Source organism: Microcoleus sp. EPA2 (assembly GCA_020882975.1).
Lineage (GTDB): Bacteria > Cyanobacteriota > Cyanobacteriia > Cyanobacteriales > Microcoleaceae > Microcoleus.
Map to the genome: position 1 here is coordinate 107,264 of JAHRFD010000009.1, position 22,476 is coordinate 129,739.

Consider the following 22,476-nt stretch of genomic DNA (forward strand, 5'->3'; position numbering starts at 1 on the left):
GCGATCGCACCTGTTTCTCCTGGTACTGAATCTGTATCGAAAACCGAAGTTGTTACTTCAGATAAGGCTGTAACGCCAGCGGTGAAGATTGAAGAGGACAAAAAGGCGATCGCACCTGTTTCTCCTGCTACTGAATCTGTCGATAAAACTGAGGTTCTTACTTCAGATAAGGCTGTAACAACTGCGGTGAAGATTGAAGAAGACAAAAAGGCGATCGCACCTGTTTCTCCTGCTACTGAATCTGTGTCGAAAACCGAAGTAATAACTTCAACAAAACTCACAAACGAGGGTTCAGAAACCGGGTTTTTATCGACAAATACTTCGTCACAGCCAACTGATTCGCTAAAAAACCCGGTTACTTCAGTCGCAGCAGATCAACCGTCTTCAGAAACAGCTTTAACTGAAAGTTCAACAAAAACTAATACAAATCAGTCAACATTAGAAACTACTAACGCTCAAAATCCAGTTATTCTGCCAAACATAGAAATTACTCAATCAAATTTAAATATTCCTACAACTAACTCATTGTCGAATCTCACGCCCGGAGTATGGACTGTTGGCGAAACGGGTCAAGTCAGCTTTGATTTCCTCGTTGATGCCGGTCTTTATGAGGGAGAAATTGCGATCGTTAATTTATCGGGAATGGAGCAATATTCGCTCGATTCCGATGCTTTTAAACAAGAAGCAATTAAACGTGCTTTAAGTAATTCAGAATTGGGTTATATTGCGATTAGCGATCGCCTGGAAGGTGCGAGATTTAGCGGTGAATTTGGCGAACCAAATGTTAATCATGGTCAATACCAAGGTATCAAAACTTTTGCGATGCCACCAGGGGCAAAATTTGCTGTGATGTTAGTTCCTAATAGCACCGTGCAAGAGATATCGGAATCTCCCAGTCTTTGGGCGGATAAAACTCCCCTATTTTCAATTCCAGCAGCCAATCCCGAAAGTCAAGGAATGCTGGCTGATTTCACTGGCAAAGGTAATACTTTTGGTTGGGAAGATATACCAGGAAACCAGGCCGATCGCGATTTTAATGACTTGATTTTTGCGATCGATGGCGCGACTGCAAACGTACCAGAAATCGCAGCAAATGTCAATGCTAATACTCAATGGCTGGAGTCAAAAGCAGGTCAAGAAGTTCTCAATAAAGCCCTAGTTAACGATCGTCCTCCTGCGATTAAACCCGTTGCAGATGTGGCATTAACTCCCGCACAGCCTACACGCACGATCGACCTCACTCAAGTATTTGTCGATCCGGAAGCTAGCACTTTAAAGTATGAATTAGTTGAGGGTAACAGTTCGTCTTTAGCTGTTAGTTTGCAGGGCAATAATTTACAACTTACAGGATTGCCACAATCGGGAATAACAGATGTCGTAATTCGAGCAACGGATGCGTCGGGTAATTCTGTCATTCATAACTTTGCAGCTACTACTAGCAATCTTCCTGGGGAATCTATTGCCAATATAGATAATGCCCTGACAGATTTTACAAAAATTCTCAATCAAAGTTCGCAAACTTTCAGCGAAGTTTTGAGCAGCGATGCAGGAGTAGAATCTCTGGGAAAACTGGCAACTGTATTAGAACAATATCCCGATGCTCTATCGTTATTTAATAAGCCAGATTCCCTCGCTAAACTCGGCATCAGTCAGAGCAATCTGCTGACAATCAAACAATTGCTGCAAAGTCCAGAAGTAGCGGCGGAATTCGGGCTATCAGTGTCTTTAGGGGAAGCTTTGAGTCATCCTGATTCGACGGAACTGGATGAGTTTTTGTTGAATGCTGATGAGGCGATTTCTCTGCTTCCCTCTGATGCTCAGCAGCCGAAAATTGGGTTTATTGATTTTACTGAAGGACAGCACATTCAGCGGGTGACTTCGGCATTTTCTTCGATAAATTCTCTGGCTAAATACGATACTTTTGCGGTCGATCGCGGGAATTGGGCGGAGCAATTGAGGCGGTTTGTAGATGGAGTGAAAGCCAAGGGTGAAAATCGGGCGATCGCCAATTTAAGTTTCGATTTATCCCAATTAGATGATATCGGCATTACGACTCGTTACGAACTCACTCCTGAAGAGCAAACCGCGATTCAATACGCCCGCGAAAATAACGTTTTGCTAGTTGTTTCCGCAGGTAATACTGGCGGTGTAATGTCAGCTTTGGGGCAAGCTAGCAAGCAATTTGATAACATTATTACTGTCGGTGCTGTCAATCAATTTGAGTCGAAAACTGACTATTCTGCCTACGGTGACGGACTTGATTTAATGGCTCCTGGGGGTTCGTGGAGCAACGATGCTAATGCTTTTGTCGGTACTTCGCGATCGGCATCCTATGTAACAGCAGCAGCTTCTTTAGTTTGGGCGGCAAATCCAGCATTAAGTTTGACACAAGTCAAGCAATTGCTGATAGATACCGCAGCGGATTTGAATGTACCTGGATGGGATAAAGAAACGGGATCGGGATTGATAGATGTGAAAAGTGCGATCGATCGCGCTTTGTCACTTGAACCAAAACCCCTAGAGCCAGTAAAACCAGGGTTGCAGGTAAGTTTATTCAGCGGAGAAGGCCGCGTTGAAACCTTAGCAAGAGCGGCATCGGAGCCAACTCAAAAGGCGATTTCTGAGTTAGAAAAAGCTCAGCAAGATTTACTCGAACAGTGGCAAGTATTAGCAGATTTGGGCAATCCTTCTCTCAGTTTATCAGATTTGCAAGCTGACTCTGTTCAGAAAATTGCTGATGCTTTGAATAAGTATCGAGAAGTTAGTACGCAGGCTGGAATTACTGACGCTCACCACCAGCAAAGAGTAGAAGAATTAGCCCTTGCAACAAGTCACTATCTGATTGAAAACGACCGACTGCAAAAGCTTTTAGCCCAGCGCAAGGAACTTGAGGAAAGATTAGCTAAACTTGGGAAAGATAAATCGGCTTTAGAGGCAGAAACTCAAAAACTGTTAGAAGCCATTCAAGCACAAATTGCCAAAGCTGAAACAGATTTGACAAAAGCTCAAGCTAAATTGCTCAATCCTTTTGCCAATGTTGGCGATAATTTGCAGACAGATCCCGCACCTTGGCGCGAAGCTGCAAATAAACAACAAGAATTTGCCTCTAATTTCCAGGCTCAAGCTGCGATTCAAAATGCAGAAGCGGCGAGATTTAGTGCGATTTCCAACAGCATTAACCCCACCCGCTGGCAACCTGTTGGTTCAGAAAAGGGCCTATCGGGCCGCCGGCGAGAAATTTGGGGTTGGGCAAATGACCCAAACTTGTCAAGACAGAAAAATCAATCGCAATGGCAATCCCAAATTGCTACTCAAAATTCTCAAAGTTTACAGCAGTTATCACAGAAAGCAGCACAGCAGCAAGGTGCTTTAAATCAGTACGCTCAATTCCTAGAAGCAAAACCAACTAATCTCGGTGAAGAAGGTCTCGATAAAGCTGGTAAAGTGCTGCAACTTTTGCAACAACAGGCCGCAGAACAAGCAAAGATTGCTGAAAACTATACCAATTTAGCGGCTATTGCTGGGTCGCGCCAGCAACAAAATCAAATTCAAGCTAATTGGCACAATTCTCAAATTAATCGTAGGGAACAAGTAGGTACTAAACGGACTGGTAGTTCTGGAAAAAATACCGAACCTGTTTATGGATGGGTACACTATCCCGAACATATTGGGCCGCGGGATATGGCTCAACAATTAGCCTATGGAGCAGCTTCGGAGTCCCAAGCTTACGCACAGTTAGCGCAACAAGCACAGCAACAAGCAAGGGCGCTGCAAGAACAGGCAAGAAAGTTAGAAACTGGAATTAAAGATTGGCCAGTTTTGAAACAGGGAATCGACTATGAAATTGCGGCGGATGCCTTGCGATTACAAGCGGAAAAAGATTTGTTGGCTTTGCACGATCCGGTACAGCAGCAAAAGTTAGAAACGCTGCTTCAAGAAATCAATTTAGCTGAAAAAGAACTACAAAGACTGGAAAATGAAAAGATTCCCGCGCAACAGCAGTTAACCGATGCAACCGAAAATCGGTTGAAAGCAAGTCAGGCTGAGTTAGAGGCAATTCAAGCTGAGAAAGCCGAAGCTGCGAAGAATTTGCAAAACTTCTTAGAAACTGCTGGTTTCTTGTTGCCCTATCGCGAGAGATTGTTGGCGGTTGACAAACAAATTGAGAAATTAGAATCGGAACAATTGGATGCGTTCAAGACAGTTTTAGAGTTGCAGAATCAATTGCAGAAAAATCCTAGCAATAGCTTGCAGCAACAATTGAACAACTGGCGAAATTATTTGCAGAATTTAGAGCAAGAATTGACTTGGGCGAAGTTGCAACGCGACCAATTAGCAATGGCTTTGGCTGATTCGCCGGAAAGATTGGCAATAGCTGACTTAATCAAACAATTAGAAACCGCACCTGCATCTCTCAATCCTCAAGCTAAAATTGCATTCTTGAAGTCGATCGAGGGTAGTGGCGCGAATTTCTTAGCTGGGTTTGATAATTTAGCTAGTCGCTTAACTCAAGGGAAAACTGAGCAAGCACAAACTGAGAAATCTCTCGCAGCACTCCAGAAAGAATATCGCGAATTGGGTTTGAAGAAAGCCGATTTAGAAGATGTTCAGATTCCGGCTAAACAAAAGCAAATTGTTGATAAAGACAAGGAAATTGAAGGGACGGAAAGTGCGATTTCCCAAACCAAATCGAATCTATCGACAATTTCCGCAGCACAACTGACGGATATCCCAAGTGCGATCGCCTCTACAGATACCGCTATTCAGCAGCAAAAATCAGCCGTACAAGGCTATCAAAATCAAATCAGCCAAGCTTTTGCTGCTGCTAATTCATTGGAACAGCAACGGCAAGCTAATCAAAATGCAGCTAATTACTGGAACAGTCAGATTTATGTGTTTAATGCCGATGCTTATCTAGCTTATAACCCTGATGTTGCAAAGGCTTTTGGCTGGAACCCAAAATTAGCTTATCAACACTATCTCTCCTATGGCAGATACGAAGGACGATTGCCTAATCCACAAGCAGCCGTGTATCGAAATAATCATCAAGCTACTGCTAATTATTTGGCACAACAGCGAGATTTAGCTACCTCAAATGCACAACAACTAAATGCCACTTTGCAGCCTCAAATTGCCACGGCTCAAAAGCAAATAAGCACACTGGAAACAGATAGGAAACTCTTAGTTCAGCTATCACAATTAAATACTAAACTGTCCCAACAACAACAGCAGCGGGATAATCTTGTCAAAGATTTAGAAAAGCTGAATCAACAAAAAGCTGATACCGAACAAAAACTGATTGACAAATATCGGGAAATTGAACTTACCAGTCAATACTTGGAGCAAGTTGAAGGTGAAGTCGATCGCCTGCAAAGTCGCCTCGATGTTCTCAATCGTACTGGTGTTTTACAAACTAAGTATCAGCAGGATTGGAACGCATGGCAGCAAGCAAATCAAACTCAAGTAACTGCCACAGAATCTTTATTAGCCACCCGTCAAGCTGGAGCAGCAGACAGGCAACAATTGGCAGATTTGCAGTCACAATTAAAGCCCGCTCAAGAGAATTTGCAAAAAGGTCGATCGCTCCAAACATCCCTTGCTGATACTCAACAAGCCCTCGCTTTTACCAACTTACAAATCGGCAACCAAAATTTAGTAATTCAAAGTGCGATCGATAACGATGCCGGCCTCGCAGCAGCGGAACGATATCAATTGAATTTAGCTGATGCCAGTCGGCAAAAAACCTGGTATTGGAACGGCAGTGCTTGGGCTTACAATGCTGGGGAAGCGGCCGCATATCGCAGTCATTTGCAAGCAGCTTCATTTATCGCAGATGAGCGGAACAAATTGTGGCAGCGCCGTCAAGATGCAGCGAAAAAAATTAACGAATTAACTCAGAAAGCGGCAGATCAACAGTCACAAATTGCCAGTTTTAACTCCCAGTTACAAGCCTTGGGAGGGATGACACAACTTGAGGCAGGTTTTAATGCGGTACAAAGTGCGATCGCATCTGTGAATCAGCGCTTGCAACCCCTGCAAAATCGCGAAAATCAACTGATTCAAACCATCAAAAATGCAGCATCTCAGGCCGCAAATCTGGCCGCAGAAATGGCGCAAACAACTCAATTAAAATCAACTTCACTGCGTCAGCTAATTGGTTTGGGAATGCTGGCTTCCGAATCCGATGTTGATTTCTTCGCAACACAAGTCGAGCCGCAAATCAACACTCATTTGGAAAAATTGCGCGGTCAAGGCCAAGATTTGACAAATCAAATCAACAGCATTAATGACTTAGTTGCTAATTGGGAACAACAACTTGCCAATACAACCGATCCGGTGAGTCAGGAATATCTGAAGAATTTGATTCAACTATCAAAATCTCAGCTTAGTAGTTTAGAAGCATTACAAGCATCGAGTCAAACTGCCGCTGACGATTTAGAAAAATTGCTGAAACAAGCAACAGAAGCGCTGCTTCCCTTGCGCCAAAAGCAAGAATTAGAAATCCGCCAGAAGCTAGAAAGCAATGAAAATCGCCTCAATGCTTTGCAGTCTCAGCTCAATTCCGAAAACGCGGCTGAAGCGGCAATTAAAGATGACACTGTGCTAGCTCATGCCCAACTTACCGACCAAGTTCGCCAAGATTTAACTAATAGCGTCAACAACAAAACTCAAGAGCTATTAGAGGGCAACCCGATGACTAAAAAATTGGGTGATAATCAGCAAAAATTGTCTGAATCTGTTGATACTTTGATATCGGAAATTGATAGTGAATTTGCCGATCCCTACGGCGCATATCAGCGGAGTGAGGCGAATCTGGAGGATGGGATTAAGACTCTTGGGGTTGTGGAAAATCGTGCGGATGCACTGGATGATAGTGTTACTTCTACTGAGGGGGCGATCGAGCGAATTAAACTCCGCATTCAGCAGGATGAAGAGTTGTGGCAAGAAATTGCTCCGATTGCGATGCGTTACGGTGTTGAGTCGCAGGAATTGAAGGATTATCAGCAACAGTATCAAGCGATATTAGAAGCTAAATCACCTAAGTTAGCTCAAGCTCAGACTTTACTCACCAATGCTGAATCATTGCAGAAACAGGCTGCATCGGAGTCCAACCGCTCTACAATTCTGACTCAGCAAATTACAGCCCTAAAAAATACACTCCCAACACAAATCAGGAATTTATTGGAGCAATCGAACCAAATCAATAATGTTCAGGGGATATCTCCTTTTGGTCAAAAGTTAAACATCAATCTGGCCAACCAATTGACATCAATTTTGAAGGCTTATCCTTATGCTGACATTATCAACCAGATAAATTCGCTGCAACAACAAGTTCAAGCGGCTCAAAATCAATCTTCAGCCCTAACTCAACAAGCAACTAACTTGCAGAAACAGGCTGATATTCTCAAAGAACAGGCTAATGATGATGTTAACGCAGAAGTAAAAACATTGCGTTCAAAATTCTTAGAAGAGCATCCAGACAATGGCACTGCGATCGATTTATTGAAAGGATCAACTTTAGAAGGACGCAGCCCAAATCAGCACATATCCAAATTGTTAAATTCAACAGTGGATGAATTGTTAGCTGCTGAAGCTGTCGAAGGGCGAAATCCAAATCAAGCGCTATTTGATAAAGCAAAAGCCGAACAAGCATCTCACGAAGCGCAAGGTTATGCAGCTTTAGCATACGCAAATTGGCTCGAACAACGAGCAGCTTATCATTGGTCTGTCAGTCGCAAAAATGGGCCTTACTGGTACGAGCAACGCTGGGTTAAAAGACGCTCTGGGAAAGGTTATTGGGAGACTGTTACTCACGTCGATCACGATTGGATTCTTTGGAATAACTATTCTCAGCTATTTCCCCAGGTGCGGCAACAAGGAATTGCACATCTCGTAGAAGCCGATAAATGGCGCAAGGAAAAAGAGCGCATCGAACCGCTGGCGAAACAGTGGACTGACGCAAATAATGCGGCAAATCAAGCCCAACCTCCTGTTAAAGAAGCCCGCGATTTATTTGCACAATTAGAAGAGGCTCGCAAGTCGATTCCAGGTGACAAAATTCAACTAGAATTATTAGAAAATCTGTTGCCAACGCTGAAGCAACAGTTAGAACAAGCGGAGTCTGAAGCCGCAGCCCAAAATGCTAAAGTGCAACAACAATGGGAAGAGTACGATACTAATTCTGAGGAGTATCGCGCTGCTGTTGCTGATATCCTGGAACGTCGCGGCGAACTGAACAAACAAGCCATAGAAACTCAGCAAGAAATTGCCGAATCCGAAAAATGGGTTGAGCGGCAAAGTGTAGCGCTATCAGCGGAATTAGCAGGCACAAAAGCACTAATTGATTCGCTGAAACAGCAACAGCAAGCAATCACCAATCAAATAGCAAAATTTGTCCAACAAGGTGCTACTGTAGACGGTTTGCAAGACTTATATAGCAAAGAAGCACAGTTAAAACAAACCTTGCAGCTAGTGACAAATAAAGCTGCAATTCTCACCGCACAGCAAACCACCCTGACCCAAAAACGCACGCTGTTAACAGCACAAAATGAGGTAATTATTGCCGAACAAAGGTTACTTGATGCCTACACCAAAGACCCCGATGCCGACACCAGCAATTTACAAAAACAATTGCAAGATGCCCGCGCTGCTTTAGCCGAAGCCCAGCGCTTAGCAGAACAAGCTGAAGCTGCTAGCAAGATTCTCACCGCGCCATTGCAACAGTTGAAAGAAGATTTGTTGGTGCAAAATGACGAACATCTCAAGCAAGCAAGGGAAAATCAACAGATTTTGAAAGCGTTGGTAGAAGCAACTCAGGCGAATGCTAACTACACCATTCAAGCAGCACAAAAGCAGCAAGAAGTCAATAACTTTGAGTTCCAGATTTTGCAGCGATTGCAGCAAGCAACTGACGCGGGTTTCAAAGAAGCGAAAGCGCTGTTAGATGTGGCCAAGAACAACGACATGGCGACGGCGGCAGAGATTTACTATCGCGATTACAGCGACTTAGCGAGCGATCGAGGTAACAAAAGCAGTCCCGGTTTAGCGCAACCTCAAGACCGAATCTTAGCCGATCGCTATTATCAGGAAATGCTGAATAACCGGGAGTTGCAGCGCCGTGCTCAAGCACAAGCTGATGCCTTTGGAGCAGCGAGAAAAACTGCTGAAGCACAGATGAAAACGCTGCAAGCACAGCAAGAAACGGCTGCTAAAATATTGAGCGATTTAAATGACAAAATTGCCACTACCCAGGAGGAAAGGGAGAAAAAAGAACAGGAATTAGCCATTGCACAAGCACGTTTGGATGGGATTACTCGCATCCGCGAACAAACGGAACAAACTTTTATTCAGTTAGTAACCATCGAAAAACTGAATTTAGCCCAAGCGCAATTAGAGCAAGAGATTGCCGAATCGCGGCAGAAGGGAATTGATGAAGCAGTGCAAGCGAGGATGGAGCGAGACAGAGTAGAAACGGCACGTCAGAGAACAGAAACTGTTGCCAAAATCGAACTGTTGCGGCAACTGCAAGCGGAAGACAATCTGCGGCAATCGTTAAATGAGGCGCGGGGAAATCTGGGAATGACTACCCTCGAAGCAACGGACGATCCGGTGCAATTGCAAACACAATTAGCGGGACTTCTGGCATCGCTGAAAGATTTGGAAACTCAGCAGGAATCTGATTTGCCGGCGGATTTGAAGGCGTTGTTAGCAGAAGCGCGGGGCGATATCCATGAAGCGCTGCAAGGCAAAGAAGCGGCGAATATTCAGGAAAATCTGCTGAAGGCAATGGACGGTTTGATCGGGCAAATTGAGCAGTACAAAACTGAGATAAATCGCATCGATTTAGAGGAACAGTGGGATACTCAGTTGTTGCAAACTGCCCAAACTGATTTGCAAGGTGCTTCTCAACAATTGTTGAAAGAGTTGCAGCGTGCTGAGGAATTATCGGGTGAAAAGCAGGTGATTGAGCCGCTGTATATGGAGGCTTTGACTAAGGTTGCTTATGCGGAACAAGCGGTGGGTATTTCTGAGGATTTGGCTAAGCAGTCGAAGGAGATGTTGGAGCAAATTATCAAGCAGCGGGTTGCGGAACGGAAGGCGCGGAAGAAGGCTTTTTGGAATAAGATATTGGGCATTGTTTCAACTGTTTTGTCGCTCCTTGGTGCGGTTCTGACTTTTGTTCCTGGTGCTAATTTGGTAGGTCTGGCTTTGGGTGCGATCGGTGGTGCTATTAATGTGGTGCAAGCTGCTATTAATGGCGACTGGATGGGAGCGATCTTTAGTGCAATTATGGCTGGCGCAAGTTTTGTTGGTGGTGCGATCGGTAATGGAATCAAAGCAGGTCAGGCAATGGTTATGGGTATGACTAAAGCCGTTGCTCAAAAAGTTTTCACCACTATAAAAGCTTTCCAATCTTTGGCTTCAGGTGCTTTCAACGGCGTGCGAAATCTCTTGTCTGGTGACAAGATTATGGGTTTCCTTCAAATCATGGGTGGACTTGCTGGTGCTGCTACCAGTGGCATTTCTGGCTTCGTTCAAGGTGGATTAAGTGACCTGAGTGACATTGGAAAATTTGGCTACAAAGTATTAGAGTCCCTATCTAAAGCTCCCACTTTAATTTATGGAGGGATTAAAGCGATTCAATCAGGAGATTGGGTTGGCGGGATTGGGAACATGATTAAAGGTGTTGTCTCGTTAGGGAAAACTTGGACGAATGATTTTAATGATGGTAGTGAATCTCCAGGGGAGAAAATTGCCAACATCTTAGAAAACGTTAGTTCTGTTGGTATTGGTGTTAGCAAGTTCATCACAGGTGGTTTAGAGGGAGTGTTAGAAGGGTTAGGTGATATTCTGGATGGATTGGGGGATGATATTCAGAAGTGGGTTGAGAAGATTTTAATTCCTAATTCGGAGGAATATCAACAGTCTCAAATTCCATCTGAACAAATGACTGAGGAAGAATATTTTAAGTGGTTGGGAGAACATCCTGAATTATTAATGTCTAATTTTCTACCAAATCAGGAATCTGGCGAGCAACAAGAAGTTTTAAATCAAATCATCAAAGTAGTTTTAGACGAAGGAGCTAAGGAGCTAAATAATCTCATCGGTGGTACTCCAAACTGGGAAATGCTCAAAGAGAGTAACCGTGAACAAATCAAAGAAATGTTGGTTAAGTATCTAGTTATAAGTGATTTGTTGGATATCAATCAGAAAGAATTTTTCACGGAAATGTTATCCAAAAATTCACGCTTGGAAAAAAATATAAACCAACTATCTGAAAAAGATCCAGAAATAAAAATGCTACTCGGTCAGCAAAATTTATCTGGAGTAAAAGCAAACCTTTTGAGTATTTATCATGTCCCGCAGACTAAATTTGGACATCGGAATCCCTCGCAGAAAAGTCCAGCTTTAATGTTTCTGAATGGTAAATTAATTTCAGATGCGTGGATTAACTCTTCAGGTAGCGTTCAAACAAATGGTGTTAACAAGACTAAGCTCTTCAATGCTTTAAAAGGTATGGGGTTGTTAAATGCTAATTCTGTTTTCTATCGAATTCCAGGATATACATGGAATACCCAGAAGGTTGTAGATGGAATTGAAAAATTCTCTGCCCTGGATTATCCCGAAATACCAGGTCAGAAAGGAAATATCAATTTGATTGTCACTTACAATGCTATTCCTAGTAGTAAAGGTCATTATAATACGGCTGAACGATTTGCCGATGATGCTGGTAAATATCTTGCTGAACTCACCCAAGCATTTTACGATAAAGGAATTTCTCATCAGTACGTTACAGGTCATAGTTTAGCTAGTGTTGTAACACTTTCAGCGATTAGTAGTAATGCAAAAATTGAGAAGGCATTTATCTATCAACCTGCCGTTCCTCAAAAGGATATTAAACCTGCTAGCAAGTATGGTATAGGGATAGAAAATAATAATTATTTTCAACGTTTTTATTACACAACGAGTTCAACAGATCAAGTTCTCCAATTAGCGCAATCAACAGCGAATTTGAGTAGTGCATTGGGTAGGGGCGATCAATTCGGCAATGGCCCAGTTAATAACATTTCTTCAAAATTTAATTATAGTTCCGATATTTCACATCAAGTTCAAGATCATGGAGGATATATTAATCCTCAAACAGGAGGCAAACAAGAATGGAGTCAGTCTAGCGATCTTCAGGAAAGGATATTGGAAATATTACAGTCTAATCAGCAATGAAGGTAATTATGTCTTCTCAAAACATCCTGCAACAATTCAAAAAACTTCCACTTCTTTTTACAAGCGATTCTCGATCGCCCCCAGCACCCTACGCGATCGCCCTTAGCAAAAATCTCAACAAACAGAAACCTGTGCGATCGCACCTAATTCCTTCAACTTATCGCCCATAAAAGAGGTATAACCCGATGATTTATTTGCCAATTACCTAAGCCCAGATAAAAGAGCGATCGCCATTGCAAAAGATATGCGATCGCTTTCTCGCCAACCCTCTATTTCTAGGCTTGTGCGATCGCCTTAACAAAACTTAGAGATTAGAGGAATAATCGTTCAAAACTTATCTGAAGGAATTTATATGTCTCTTCTCAAAAACTCCAAAATTATGTTGATAGCAGCTTTCATTTTGGGTATGGCCGCTAAACCCAGCTTCTCTGCCGTTTTCAACGTTGCCTCTGACTTTTCCCTAACTAATAATCCCAACGGCGCTTGGCGTTACGGCTGGTCATCAAGCCTTGGATCTAACTTCAACCTGTATAGCAACGTAGGAAAGCTGACTCCTACCATTGACTTGTGGTACGATTCTGCAAAAACTGGGTCGCCTTTTGTCTCCCACAACTCAACCGCAACCGAAGACAATTCTCATCCGACAATAACGTACCAACCCAGTCAATTAAGCTTTCACCCCGGTTATTACGGAGAATATAGCATTGTCCGCTGGATTGCGCCTGAAGCGGCAACCTACTCACTTGCTACAATGTTTACCGGCCTCGATCGTGTTGGGCCGACTACAACAGATGTTCACGTTCTTCATAACAATATTGTACTTTTCAGTAACTTGATTAACGGCTTTGGTGCTTCTAGTAGCAAATCATTTGCGACGGCTGGGACAATTCAAGCTGGTGACACAATTGATTTTGCTGTTGGTTATGGCAGCAACCAGAATTACTTGTTCGACTCGACGGGTCTGGATGCCACTATTTCAACGACACCCGCAGCCGTTTCTGAATCCGTACCCGAACCTTCTACTGTATTAGGTGGATTGGCGTTTAGTGCTTTTATTGCCAAAATGCGGATGAAACGCAAACGGCAACAGAAAACCCTGGAATCCACTGGTAGTTGATAAAAAATCGCGCGGTCGCACCTCTCCCAGAAACCGGGTTTCTTTGATCACCTTTGCATCCTACCGAAATATTTAGGAAGAAACCCGGTTTCTTGATCCTACGCGATCGCCCCTTCAGAATCAACATTCAAGCCACTGCAAACCCTGTAAACTGTCGCACATAAGGCCCTCGAAATCCCAAAACAATATCCGTTTTCGGTACACCTAATTCCACCAATTCGTTAGCAATTCCTGCTTCAGTTAAATCGCGCTGAATCCAAATTTTCCCATCTTTGATATCCACATGAACCACGCAACCATAAACCCGCTCTTGATTTTCCCAACCTACATGAACCAAAAGATAGCGATCGCTCTCTTTATCAAGAATTAACTCTTTTTCTGTATCCTCAGATAAATGATTGGCTGTATGTCTTTTTAAGACAGTCTGGACTAACTCTGAATAGTTTATTCCTTCCATAAAATAATCTCCTGTTGGCTTGGCTCAAAAACAAGTAACTTTAACCGATGTTAGGCAATAACTTCCTGAATAAATTGGATTAGAAAAAATTCCCGATAAACTTCAGAAGGAACAGCTAAATATAAAAGGCGATCGGGTTGTTTTTTTCTCAGCGCTGAACGATAGTTAAGCGTTTGTCCTAAAGCTGTATGAAATTCACTCACCTCCGACTTACCTACAAAAGATTTAATCTCTACTGCTATTTTTTGCCCCTCCTTCTCTGCTGCTAAAAGTCGTTCGGCTGCCAAATCGATATAAAATTCAATTCCATCAACTGTAATTGACAGCGGATCGTGAGTAATCTTCCAACTATCTTTTTCTAAAGCTGAACGAACTACACCGTGAAATATATCTTTTGCTGGCATAAAAAACAAAATTAAAAGCGATCGCCTGGATAATTCTATTTTACTAAATTTTTTAGACTTTTCGCGAAAGTAACCGAGATTGTTAAGAACTCCCGGTTTCTTTCTCCGCGCGATCGCACCCCAGAAACCGGGTTTCTCCAATAACTTTTGCATCCCACCGAAATATTTAGGAAGAAACCCGGTTTCTTAATCTACGCGATCGCCTCTCAAATCAGCAGCTTAATTAAGTTAGAAATTGAATTTGGACAAATTTTTCATAGAATGCTATAATCTAAGCTAGATTTAATCCGGGAATCAAGACCTATGAACATCACCTTAAAACCCGAACAATCCGAGTTAATACAACAAAAACTCAACAGTGGTAAATACAACAATCTAAAAGACTTGTTTGAGCCAGATGCAGATGAATAATATTTAAACAACGAATACCTGGTTTCAAAATTAGTTCGATCGCCCATCAAAACAAGTTACAATTAAAGGATGTAATCACTCCAACTATTCAGTAGGAGACAAATATGCAAACTCAAACCAACAAAGCAATGGGAAAAGTCTTCGCCACTCTGACGATCGTTAACCGCGCTGACCAAATTCTGGCAGAGGCCGGGGTGAAATCGGAAGACCAAATTCGATCGATAACTCTCAAAAATGTATTAGTAGACACGGGTGCAACTACCTTGTGTTTGCCACAAGATACGATCGCCCAACTCGGACTGAAACTCCTGAAAGAAGTAGACGTAGCCACCGCAATGGGGATTGGCAAAGCCCGAATTTTCCGAGATGCTACCATATCCATGTTCGATCGGGAAGGAACCTTCGAGTGCTTGGAGTTACCAGGAGGTAAAGATGCTCTTTTGGGAGTCATACCTTTAGAAGCTTTGGGGTTAGAAATCGATTTGCAAAATCAAATTTTAAAACCGTTACCCATCAGTCCAACAGAAACTTATTTGACGATTTTGTAGCGAGATTTATCCAGGATTTACGCACTCCGATCAAAGAAACCGGGTTTTTGGCGGTTTTTGCGTCTGTAACTAAGTTTTTTCGTAAAAACCCGGTTTCTGAGTCCCCATTTTAAGTCCTATATATTAACTTTTATTACAAAAACTCGCCCTTTGCGTAAAAATCCCCCGCAAAATCCCAATACACAATAGAAGGCTTTCACCTTCAATGCAAATTCACCCACCAAAAACCGATGACAGCCACAACTATACCGATCGCCCCCATCGCCCCTTACAGCCACCGTCTAGCCACCGTAGCAGACACAAAGGCGATCGCCCCCCTCTGGCAAGCATTCGCTGCTGAACGCGAAGCGATCGACCCCTCAATGCTCGTCAAACCTAACTTCGACTTTGAAAAATACGTCACTAACCAAATCGAAAAACCCCTTTCTTTCTGTTGGTTATTAGAACAAAATAACAGCATCATCGGCTGTCTATTTATCTACTATTACGACGAAGCCCCGCCCGCTAATATCCCCGAATACTTGATTCAGCAACACCACATTGAAAATCCCTTTCAATCCCGCCGCGTCGGTTCCGTTTTGGGGATGTACGTTCAGCCAGAACATCGGAAATCAGAAGCAATTCAAATGCTAGCAAAAGCTGCGATCGCCCACGCCAAAACTATGAAAATTAGCGATATAGACTTACTAATTGCTGCCGACCAAACGGGTATGCAAGCCATGTTACAGCGGGCTGGATTTACCAAAGCAGCCGTGCAATATACCCGCCATTATGAGATGGCAATGGATGCTGAATTACCGAGTTTGCACCCGCCTCATCCCGAATTGCCCGATGTCGAATTGCCCGCACCGAGAGCAATTCCGCTGCGCCATCCGCAAACTAACGAACTCCTGCGCGATTCCCAAGGAGAACCTGTTTTCTTGATGCCCTTAGTTGATGATAATGGTGAATTGCTGAAGTCATCTAACGGTCAACCTATTTACCCGGAATTGTTGCTAGATCCGGCTACTAATTCTTGGGTTATTGATGCGGAGGATAAATTAGTTACTTGTCCGATTTTGCGGGATGAAAATGGAGAAATGGTCGAGCATCAAGAGATTGTTCAATTTTATCGCCCAGCGTACCAAATAGTTGACGGACAACCTATCTTGATGCGAGATGAAACTGGCAACTATGTATTTTGTGATGTTGAACGAGACCCCCACGGTAAAATCTTGAAAACTCCTGATGGATTTCCGATTTTTAAACAGCCGCAAATCGAGATTAGGACTTACGCCTAAATACAAAAGAAACCGGGGGTTTTTCCAGTATGGAAAACAGGGATGCTATGTTTTATAAAAAACCCGGTTTCTGCATCCCAGAAGATCATGACTTACGCGACGAAAAAAACCGGGTTTTTACCAGTTTGGAAGACTGGGATGCAATATTTTTATAAAAAACCCGGTTTCTGCCTCCAAAACTATACTTATTCACATCAGGATTGCCTGTCGTTCAGCTAGGACGTAATCCGCCACCCAAAATCTATCTACAGACATCACAATAGCAGCCGACATAAAAATATCAATATCCTCTCCCATCTCTTTAGTTGGTATTAAACCAAATAATTCGTCAAATTCATTCACATCTGCTAAGACATTTTCTAAATCTTCCAAAAATTCATCTAGATAAAGGCAGTGAATTGCTCCTTCATCTTCATAATATGCTTCTTCTTCAGGCATGAATTGTGAGGGCTTGATTTCTGCCATCAAATAATCTAGTTTGTGAAATTCTGCTTCAGGAACGATCGCACCTACGTCTTCCCCCGCTTCCTGTAACAGAATCCGATCGCCCTGAAACATGACTCGTTTCATAATCTCGATCGCCTTTTCCCGAAAAGCCTCCAGACTTAAACGAAAAAATCCCTCACCTACGATCGCCTCTTTTTCCGTCACAGTCGCGCCCGGAACAAAATTTTGACAATTATCTGGCGCGATCGGTAAAATTACAGGTACGATCGAACTATTGTCAGCAGCATTAAATCCTTCAGTCATCAGCCGTTCCCCAAGATTTACATAACTGTTGAGAATATTGCACAATAGATGAAATTGTAAATATATAGCACCTCAGTTTTTTTAACCGCCGATGAAAAGCCTGTTCCTCGATCGACTCCACCACCCCTCGCGCCCCGTCATCGTCTTCGACGGCGCAATGGGCACCAACTTACAAGTCCAAAACCTGACAGCAGAAGACTTTGGTGGCAAAGAATACGAAGGGTGCAACGAATATCTCGTCCATACCAAACCCGAAGCCGTCGCCAACGTCCACCGAGGCTTCCTCGAAGCAGGCGCCGACGTCATCGAAACTGACACCTTTGGCGCTGCTTCCATCGTCCTCGCCGAATACGATTTAGCAGACAAGGCCTATTATCTCAACAAAACAGCGGCAGAACTCGCCAAAAGTATCGCGGCCGAGTTTTCCACACCAGAAAAACCAAGATTTGTTGCAGGTTCGATCGGACCTGGCACCAAATTACCAACTTTAGGACACATTGATTTTGACACACTCACCGCCGCTTTTACCGAACAAGCAGAAGGACTCTATGACGGTGGCGTTGACTTATTTATTGTCGAAACTTGTCAAGACGTCCTGCAAATAAAATCAGCATTAAATGCCATTGAAGAAGTATTCAAGAAAAAAGGCGATCGCATTCCATTAATGGTATCAGTCACCATGGAAGCCACCGGCACAATGTTAGTCGGTTCCGACATCAGCGCCGCCCTAGCCATTTTGCAGCCCTATCCGATCGATATCTTAGGATTAAATTGTGCCACCGGCCCCGATCGCATGGCCGAACATATCAAATACCTATCCGAACATTCACCCTTCGTCATTTCCTGCGTTCCCAACGCCGGCTTACCCGAAAACATCGGCGGCCACGCGCACTACAAACTCACGCCCGTAGAATTAAAAATGGCGTTGATGCGCTTCGTCGAAGACTTAGGCGTGCAAGTCATCGGCGGCTGCTGCGGCACCCGCTACGATCACATTCGCGAACTATCAGAAATTGGCAAAACTCTCACCCCCAAAATCCGCGAAATTAGCTGGGAACCAGCGGCGGCTTCAATTTACACCGCCCAACCCTACGAACAAGACAATTCCTTCTTAATAGTCGGCGAAAGACTCAACGCCAGCGGTTCCAAAAAATGCCGGGATTTACTCAACGCTGAAGACTGGGATGGTTTAGTTGCAATGGCGCGGGAACAAGTGCGAGAAGGCGCGCACATTCTTGATGTCAACGTCGATTATGTCGGCCGCGATGGTGTCCGCGACATGAAAGAATTAGTTTCCCGCGTTGTCACAAATGCCACTCTCCCTTTAATGCTGGATTCCACCGAATGGGAAAAGATGGAAGCCGGATTAAAAGTTGCTGGTGGCAAATGTTTGCTAAATTCTACTAACTATGAAGACGGAGAACCGCGTTTTTATCAAGTTTTAGAAATAGCCAAAAAATACGGTGCCGGTATAGTGATCGGCACCATTGATGAAGACGGGATGGCGCGGACTGCTGACCAAAAATTTGCGATCGCCCAACGCGCCTACAACGCCGCCATCGCCTACGGAATCCCCGCCCAGGAAATCTTTTTTGACACCCTAGCCTTGCCAATTTCCACCGGGATTGAAGAAGACCGAAAAAACGGCAAAGCTACCATCGAATCCATCCGCCGCATTCGCCAAGAATTGCCAGGATGTCACGTAATTTTGGGAGTTTCTAACATCTCCTTCGGCTTAAATCCGGCGGCGCGGCAAGTTTTGAATTCCATGTTTTTGCACGAAGCAATGCAAGCCGGGATGGATTCAGCCATTGTCAGCCCCAATAAGATTTTACCCCTAGCCAAAATCGACCCAGAACACCAAGAAATCTGCCGTAAACTGATTTACGATGAACGGGAGTTCGACGGCGAAATTTGCGTTTATGACCCCTTGGGCGAGCTCACGACCGTGTTTGCGGGCAAAACTACCAAGCGCGATCGCACCGAAGACGCTAACCTCCCCGTAGAAGAACGCCTGAAGCAGCACATCATCGATGGCGAACGCATTGGACTAGATATCCAACTAGCCAAAGCATTAGAAACCTATCCGCCTCTCCACATTATCAATACTTTCCTCTTAGACGGGATGAAAGTAGTCGGAGAATTGTTCGGTTCAGGACAAATGCAACTGCCGTTTGTATTGCAATCAGCCGAAACCATGAAAGCCGCAGTTGCCTATTTAGAACCGTACATGGAAAAGTCGGAATCTGGGGACAATGCCAAAGGCACATTCATCATTGCCACTGTCAAAGGCGACGTTCATGATATTGGTAAAAACTTGGTTGATATTATCTTATCAAACAACGGCTACCGCGTGATTAATCTGGGAATCAAGCAGCCAGTTGATAATATCATTGATGCCTACGAAAAGCACAAAGCTGATTGTATCGCCATGAGTGGCTTGTTGGTAAAATCCACAGCGTTTATGAAAGAAAACTTGGAGGTATTCAACCAGAGAGGAATTACCGTTCCGGTAATTTTGGGCGGTGCAGCTTTGACTCCCAAGTTTGTCCATGAAGATTGCCAAAACACTTACAATGGTAAAGTAGTTTACGGCAAAGATGCGTTTTCCGACTTGCATTTTATGGATAAACTGATGCCAGCTAAATCTGCTGGTAAATGGGAAGATTTGCAAGGATTTTTAGGCGAGTTTGCTGAAAATGGCAATGGGGCGGTTAAATCAGCTAAGACTTCTGAAGAAATCGCTGTTGAGGATGCGAAACAAGCAGCTAAAGCCGAAATTCCGGTTGTTATAGATACTAACCGTTCGGAAGCAGTGGCAGCAGATATCGATCGCCCAAATCCTCCCTTCTGGGGAACTCAGTTATTGCAACCGGAAGATATTCCCTTTGAAGAGATTTTCTGGCACTTAGATTTGCAAGCCTTAGTTGCTGGACAGTGGCAGTTCCGCAAGCCAAAAGACCAATCGCGGGAAGAATACGATGCTTTCTTAGCTGAAAAAGTCTATCCGATTTTGGAACAGTGGAAACACAAAATAATCACTGAGAAACTGTTGCATCCCCAAGCAATATACGGCTATTTCCCCTGTCAAGCTGAAGGCAACTCTTTGTATGTGTATGACCCGGAAATTATGAAGGGCGGGCAAGATGTATCGACACCCGCAGCAACATTCATATTTCCCCGCCAAAAATCGGCGCGGAGGCTGTGCATTGCGGACTTCTTTGCACCCAAAGAATCGGGTAAAATCGATGTATTTCCGATGCAGGTAGCGACAGTGGGAGAAATTGCCACAGAGTACGCCCAAAAGCTATTTGCTAACAATCAATATACCGATTATCTCTACTTTCACGGGTTAGCCGTACAGACAGCCGAAGCAGTGGCAGAATGGACTCACGCGCGGATTCGCCGGGAATTGGGATTTGGTAGCGAAGAACCGGATAATATTCGGGATATGCTGGCCCAAAGATATCGCGGTTCGCGCTACAGTTTCGGCTATCCTGCTTGTCCGAATATGGCGGATCAGTACAAGCAGTTGGAGTTGCTCAAGTGCGATCGCATTAATCTGTATATGGATGAAAGCGAACAACTTTATCCAGAACAATCCACCACCGCAATTATCACCTATCACCCAGCGGCAAAATACTTTACCGCTTAATTTGTAGAGTGCGCCCGCGCACTTTCTACTCGTTCCCAGGCTCTACCTCTACTCGTTCCTAGGCTCTGCCTGGGAACGCATTTCTTGAGGCTCTGCCTCTCTTTTTTTTCGACGAGGCAGAGCCTCTGGATCTGCGTTCCCAGGTAGAACCTGGGAACGATAAAAACGAGAAAACGAGAAATGCGCAATTTTTTTTTCGACGAGGCAGAGCCTCTGGATCTGCGTTCCCAGGTAGAACCTGGGAACGATAAATTTTCGAGGGAAAATGCGCAATTCCCAGTGCCCGAACTCCATCTTAAGAGTGAGTGCGGGGAGTGCGCGCGCCAGCAGATGCTCCAGCCATTGACGCCACTAAACCCAACAGGGAACCGAACAAAAACGACCAACCAGCTTTCGCAGCATTACCAGCAATATCGCGAGCATTCTGAGCGGTAACGTTAGGTGCTTGGTTAGGTAAATCCACCCCGCCCTGCTGCGCTTGATTAATCGCTTCTCCCGCATTAGCAGCAACTACTCCAAAAGTACCTGCTACTCCATTTGCTAACAGCCAAGAGCCAATTGTTAAGGTAGTTGCCCACAAAATTGCTCCGTTCAACAGCGCTGTATTGCGGTTCATTGGCCCGCAAGCGCGAGCAGTTACCCAACCGCCAAGACCCAAGCTAATTAATAAACTGATTATTGACCAGATTCCGACGCCTGTACCGACGCTGCCGGCTATACTGCGGGGAGCTCCTGAATTAGCAATGTTACTTAAGCCGATCGCAGCACCCAAAGCACTTAATACCAATTGCGAGCCGATCGCAATTACCAAACCTGAAAAAATCGGACCCCACCGGACTCGATCGTGGTATTCCATGACTGAATTCACCACAATTGGTTCGGCAACAATGTTATCTACAGGTCTATTTGCGTATGCCATAGTTTTTTCTTTTCTGGTGTTTGTTTAGATTTGATTTAGGTTTTAACAGCATCCCATCTAAATATTGATTGTTGCCCAGATTGAGAGAAACTATATCTGCCTGCGGAAATAACCAGTATCTATGTCTCAAGAAATAAACGAAAAAGTCATTAGTCATTAGTCCACAGCTAATAGCTATTAGCTAAGGACTAAGGACCAATGATTAATGACTAATGACCAATAACCAATAACCAATGACCAATGACCAATAACCAATGACTAATAACCCATAACCAATGACTAATGACCAATAACCAATGACTAATCGATCCAGTTATAAAAATTGACGGATGTATAAAGAAAGGACTGCTTAGCGCAGTCTTACCGCTGTCCCAACAGCAGTAATCAGCAGCAAAGCCCCCTTGGCGTCTACATTAATCGTGCCGGTGTCAATTTCCACCCCGATTACGGCGTTGGCTCCCAGCCTCTGAGCTCGTTGTTCCAGCTCTGCGAGGGCATCTCGCTGTCCTTTGAGGAAAACTTCCTCGTAACTGCCTGTGCGCCCACCAATGATGTCCCGAATGCCCGCAAAGAAATCTCGCAGGGCATTGGTGCCATAGACCACCTCAGCAGTTACAATTCCCAGGTAAGATTGGACTTCCGATCCTTGAATGACATCAGTTGTTGTTACAATCATCTGTTGGCCTCGATCGCGAATATTTTGAGTTGGTCTA

The 22,476-nt window shown here is 44.0% G+C and carries 12 protein-coding genes; 6 read left to right on the top strand and 6 right to left on the bottom strand.

Going from position 1 to position 22,476, the window contains the following annotated elements; genetic code table 11:
* Positions 1-206, bottom strand: a 206-nt coding sequence (locus AAFP14_RS11030; protein WP_341732305.1) for a hypothetical protein, incomplete at its 3' end; no start/stop codon positions are given.
* Between AAFP14_RS11030 and AAFP14_RS11035 the strand changes: the two genes are divergently transcribed.
* The 3 genes from AAFP14_RS11035 to AAFP14_RS11045 all read left to right on the top strand — a co-directional run bounded on the left by AAFP14_RS11035 (position 187) and on the right by AAFP14_RS11045 (position 13,339).
* Positions 187-12,222: a DUF4114 domain-containing protein gene (locus AAFP14_RS11035; RefSeq protein WP_341732306.1), complete on the top strand. Its 12,036-nt coding sequence runs from the start codon at positions 187-189 to the stop codon at positions 12,220-12,222. The two genes, AAFP14_RS11030 and AAFP14_RS11035, sit on opposite strands and share 20 nt — an antisense overlap.
* A gap of 8 nt (positions 12,223-12,230) precedes the next feature.
* Positions 12,231-12,392: a hypothetical protein gene (locus AAFP14_RS11040; RefSeq protein ID WP_341732307.1), complete on the top strand. Its 162-nt coding sequence runs from the start codon at positions 12,231-12,233 to the stop codon at positions 12,390-12,392.
* Between the two features lie 182 nt (positions 12,393-12,574).
* Positions 12,575-13,339, top strand: coding sequence for a hypothetical protein (locus AAFP14_RS11045; protein ID WP_341732308.1), 765 nt, complete (start codon positions 12,575-12,577; stop codon positions 13,337-13,339).
* Between the two features lie 127 nt (positions 13,340-13,466).
* Here AAFP14_RS11045 and AAFP14_RS11050 read toward each other — a convergent pair whose 3' ends face one another.
* Both AAFP14_RS11050 and AAFP14_RS11055 read right to left on the bottom strand, forming a co-directional pair.
* Positions 13,467-13,796 (bottom strand): XisI protein, encoded by a 330-nt coding sequence (locus tag AAFP14_RS11050; RefSeq protein ID WP_341732309.1) that lies wholly within the window; start codon positions 13,794-13,796, stop codon positions 13,467-13,469.
* Between the two features lie 50 nt (positions 13,797-13,846).
* Complete coding sequence (locus tag AAFP14_RS11055) at positions 13,847-14,353, bottom strand: XisH family protein (RefSeq protein WP_341732310.1); 507 nt, start codon at positions 14,351-14,353, stop codon at positions 13,847-13,849.
* 362 nt (positions 14,354-14,715) lie between these two features.
* On the opposite strand from AAFP14_RS11055, the gene AAFP14_RS11060 reads away from it, so the two are divergent.
* Both AAFP14_RS11060 and AAFP14_RS11065 read left to right on the top strand, forming a co-directional pair.
* Positions 14,716-15,159 carry a retroviral-like aspartic protease family protein gene (locus tag AAFP14_RS11060; protein ID WP_341732311.1) on the top strand — a complete coding sequence of 148 codons (444 nt, stop codon included), beginning with the start codon at positions 14,716-14,718 and terminating at the stop codon, positions 15,157-15,159.
* A gap of 230 nt (positions 15,160-15,389) precedes the next feature.
* Entirely contained in the window at positions 15,390-16,439 is a 1,050-nt protein-coding gene (locus AAFP14_RS11065) for a GNAT family N-acetyltransferase (RefSeq protein WP_341732312.1), read from the top strand.
* 189 nt (positions 16,440-16,628) lie between these two features.
* Here the strand turns inward: AAFP14_RS11065 and AAFP14_RS11070 are convergent, their stop codons facing one another.
* Complete coding sequence (locus AAFP14_RS11070; RefSeq protein WP_341732313.1) at positions 16,629-17,189, bottom strand: type II toxin-antitoxin system Phd/YefM family antitoxin; 561 nt, start codon at positions 17,187-17,189, stop codon at positions 16,629-16,631.
* Between the two features lie 91 nt (positions 17,190-17,280).
* Here AAFP14_RS11070 and metH point away from each other — a divergent pair, with 91 nt between their 5' ends.
* On the top strand, positions 17,281-20,844 hold the full coding sequence (gene metH / locus AAFP14_RS11075) for a methionine synthase (RefSeq protein WP_341732314.1): 3,564 nt from the start codon (positions 17,281-17,283) through the stop codon (positions 20,842-20,844).
* Between the two features lie 295 nt (positions 20,845-21,139).
* Here metH and AAFP14_RS11080 read toward each other — a convergent pair whose 3' ends face one another.
* On the bottom strand, positions 21,140-21,763 hold the full coding sequence (locus tag AAFP14_RS11080; protein ID WP_341732315.1) for a hypothetical protein: 624 nt from the start codon (positions 21,761-21,763) through the stop codon (positions 21,140-21,142).
* A 349-nt stretch (positions 21,764-22,112) separates the two neighbouring features.
* The gene (locus AAFP14_RS11085; protein WP_341732316.1) at positions 22,113-22,439 is read right to left on the bottom strand and encodes a YbjQ family protein; all 327 of its coding nucleotides are present in this window, start codon (positions 22,437-22,439) and stop codon (positions 22,113-22,115) included.
* Positions 22,440-22,476: the final 37 nt, after the last annotated feature.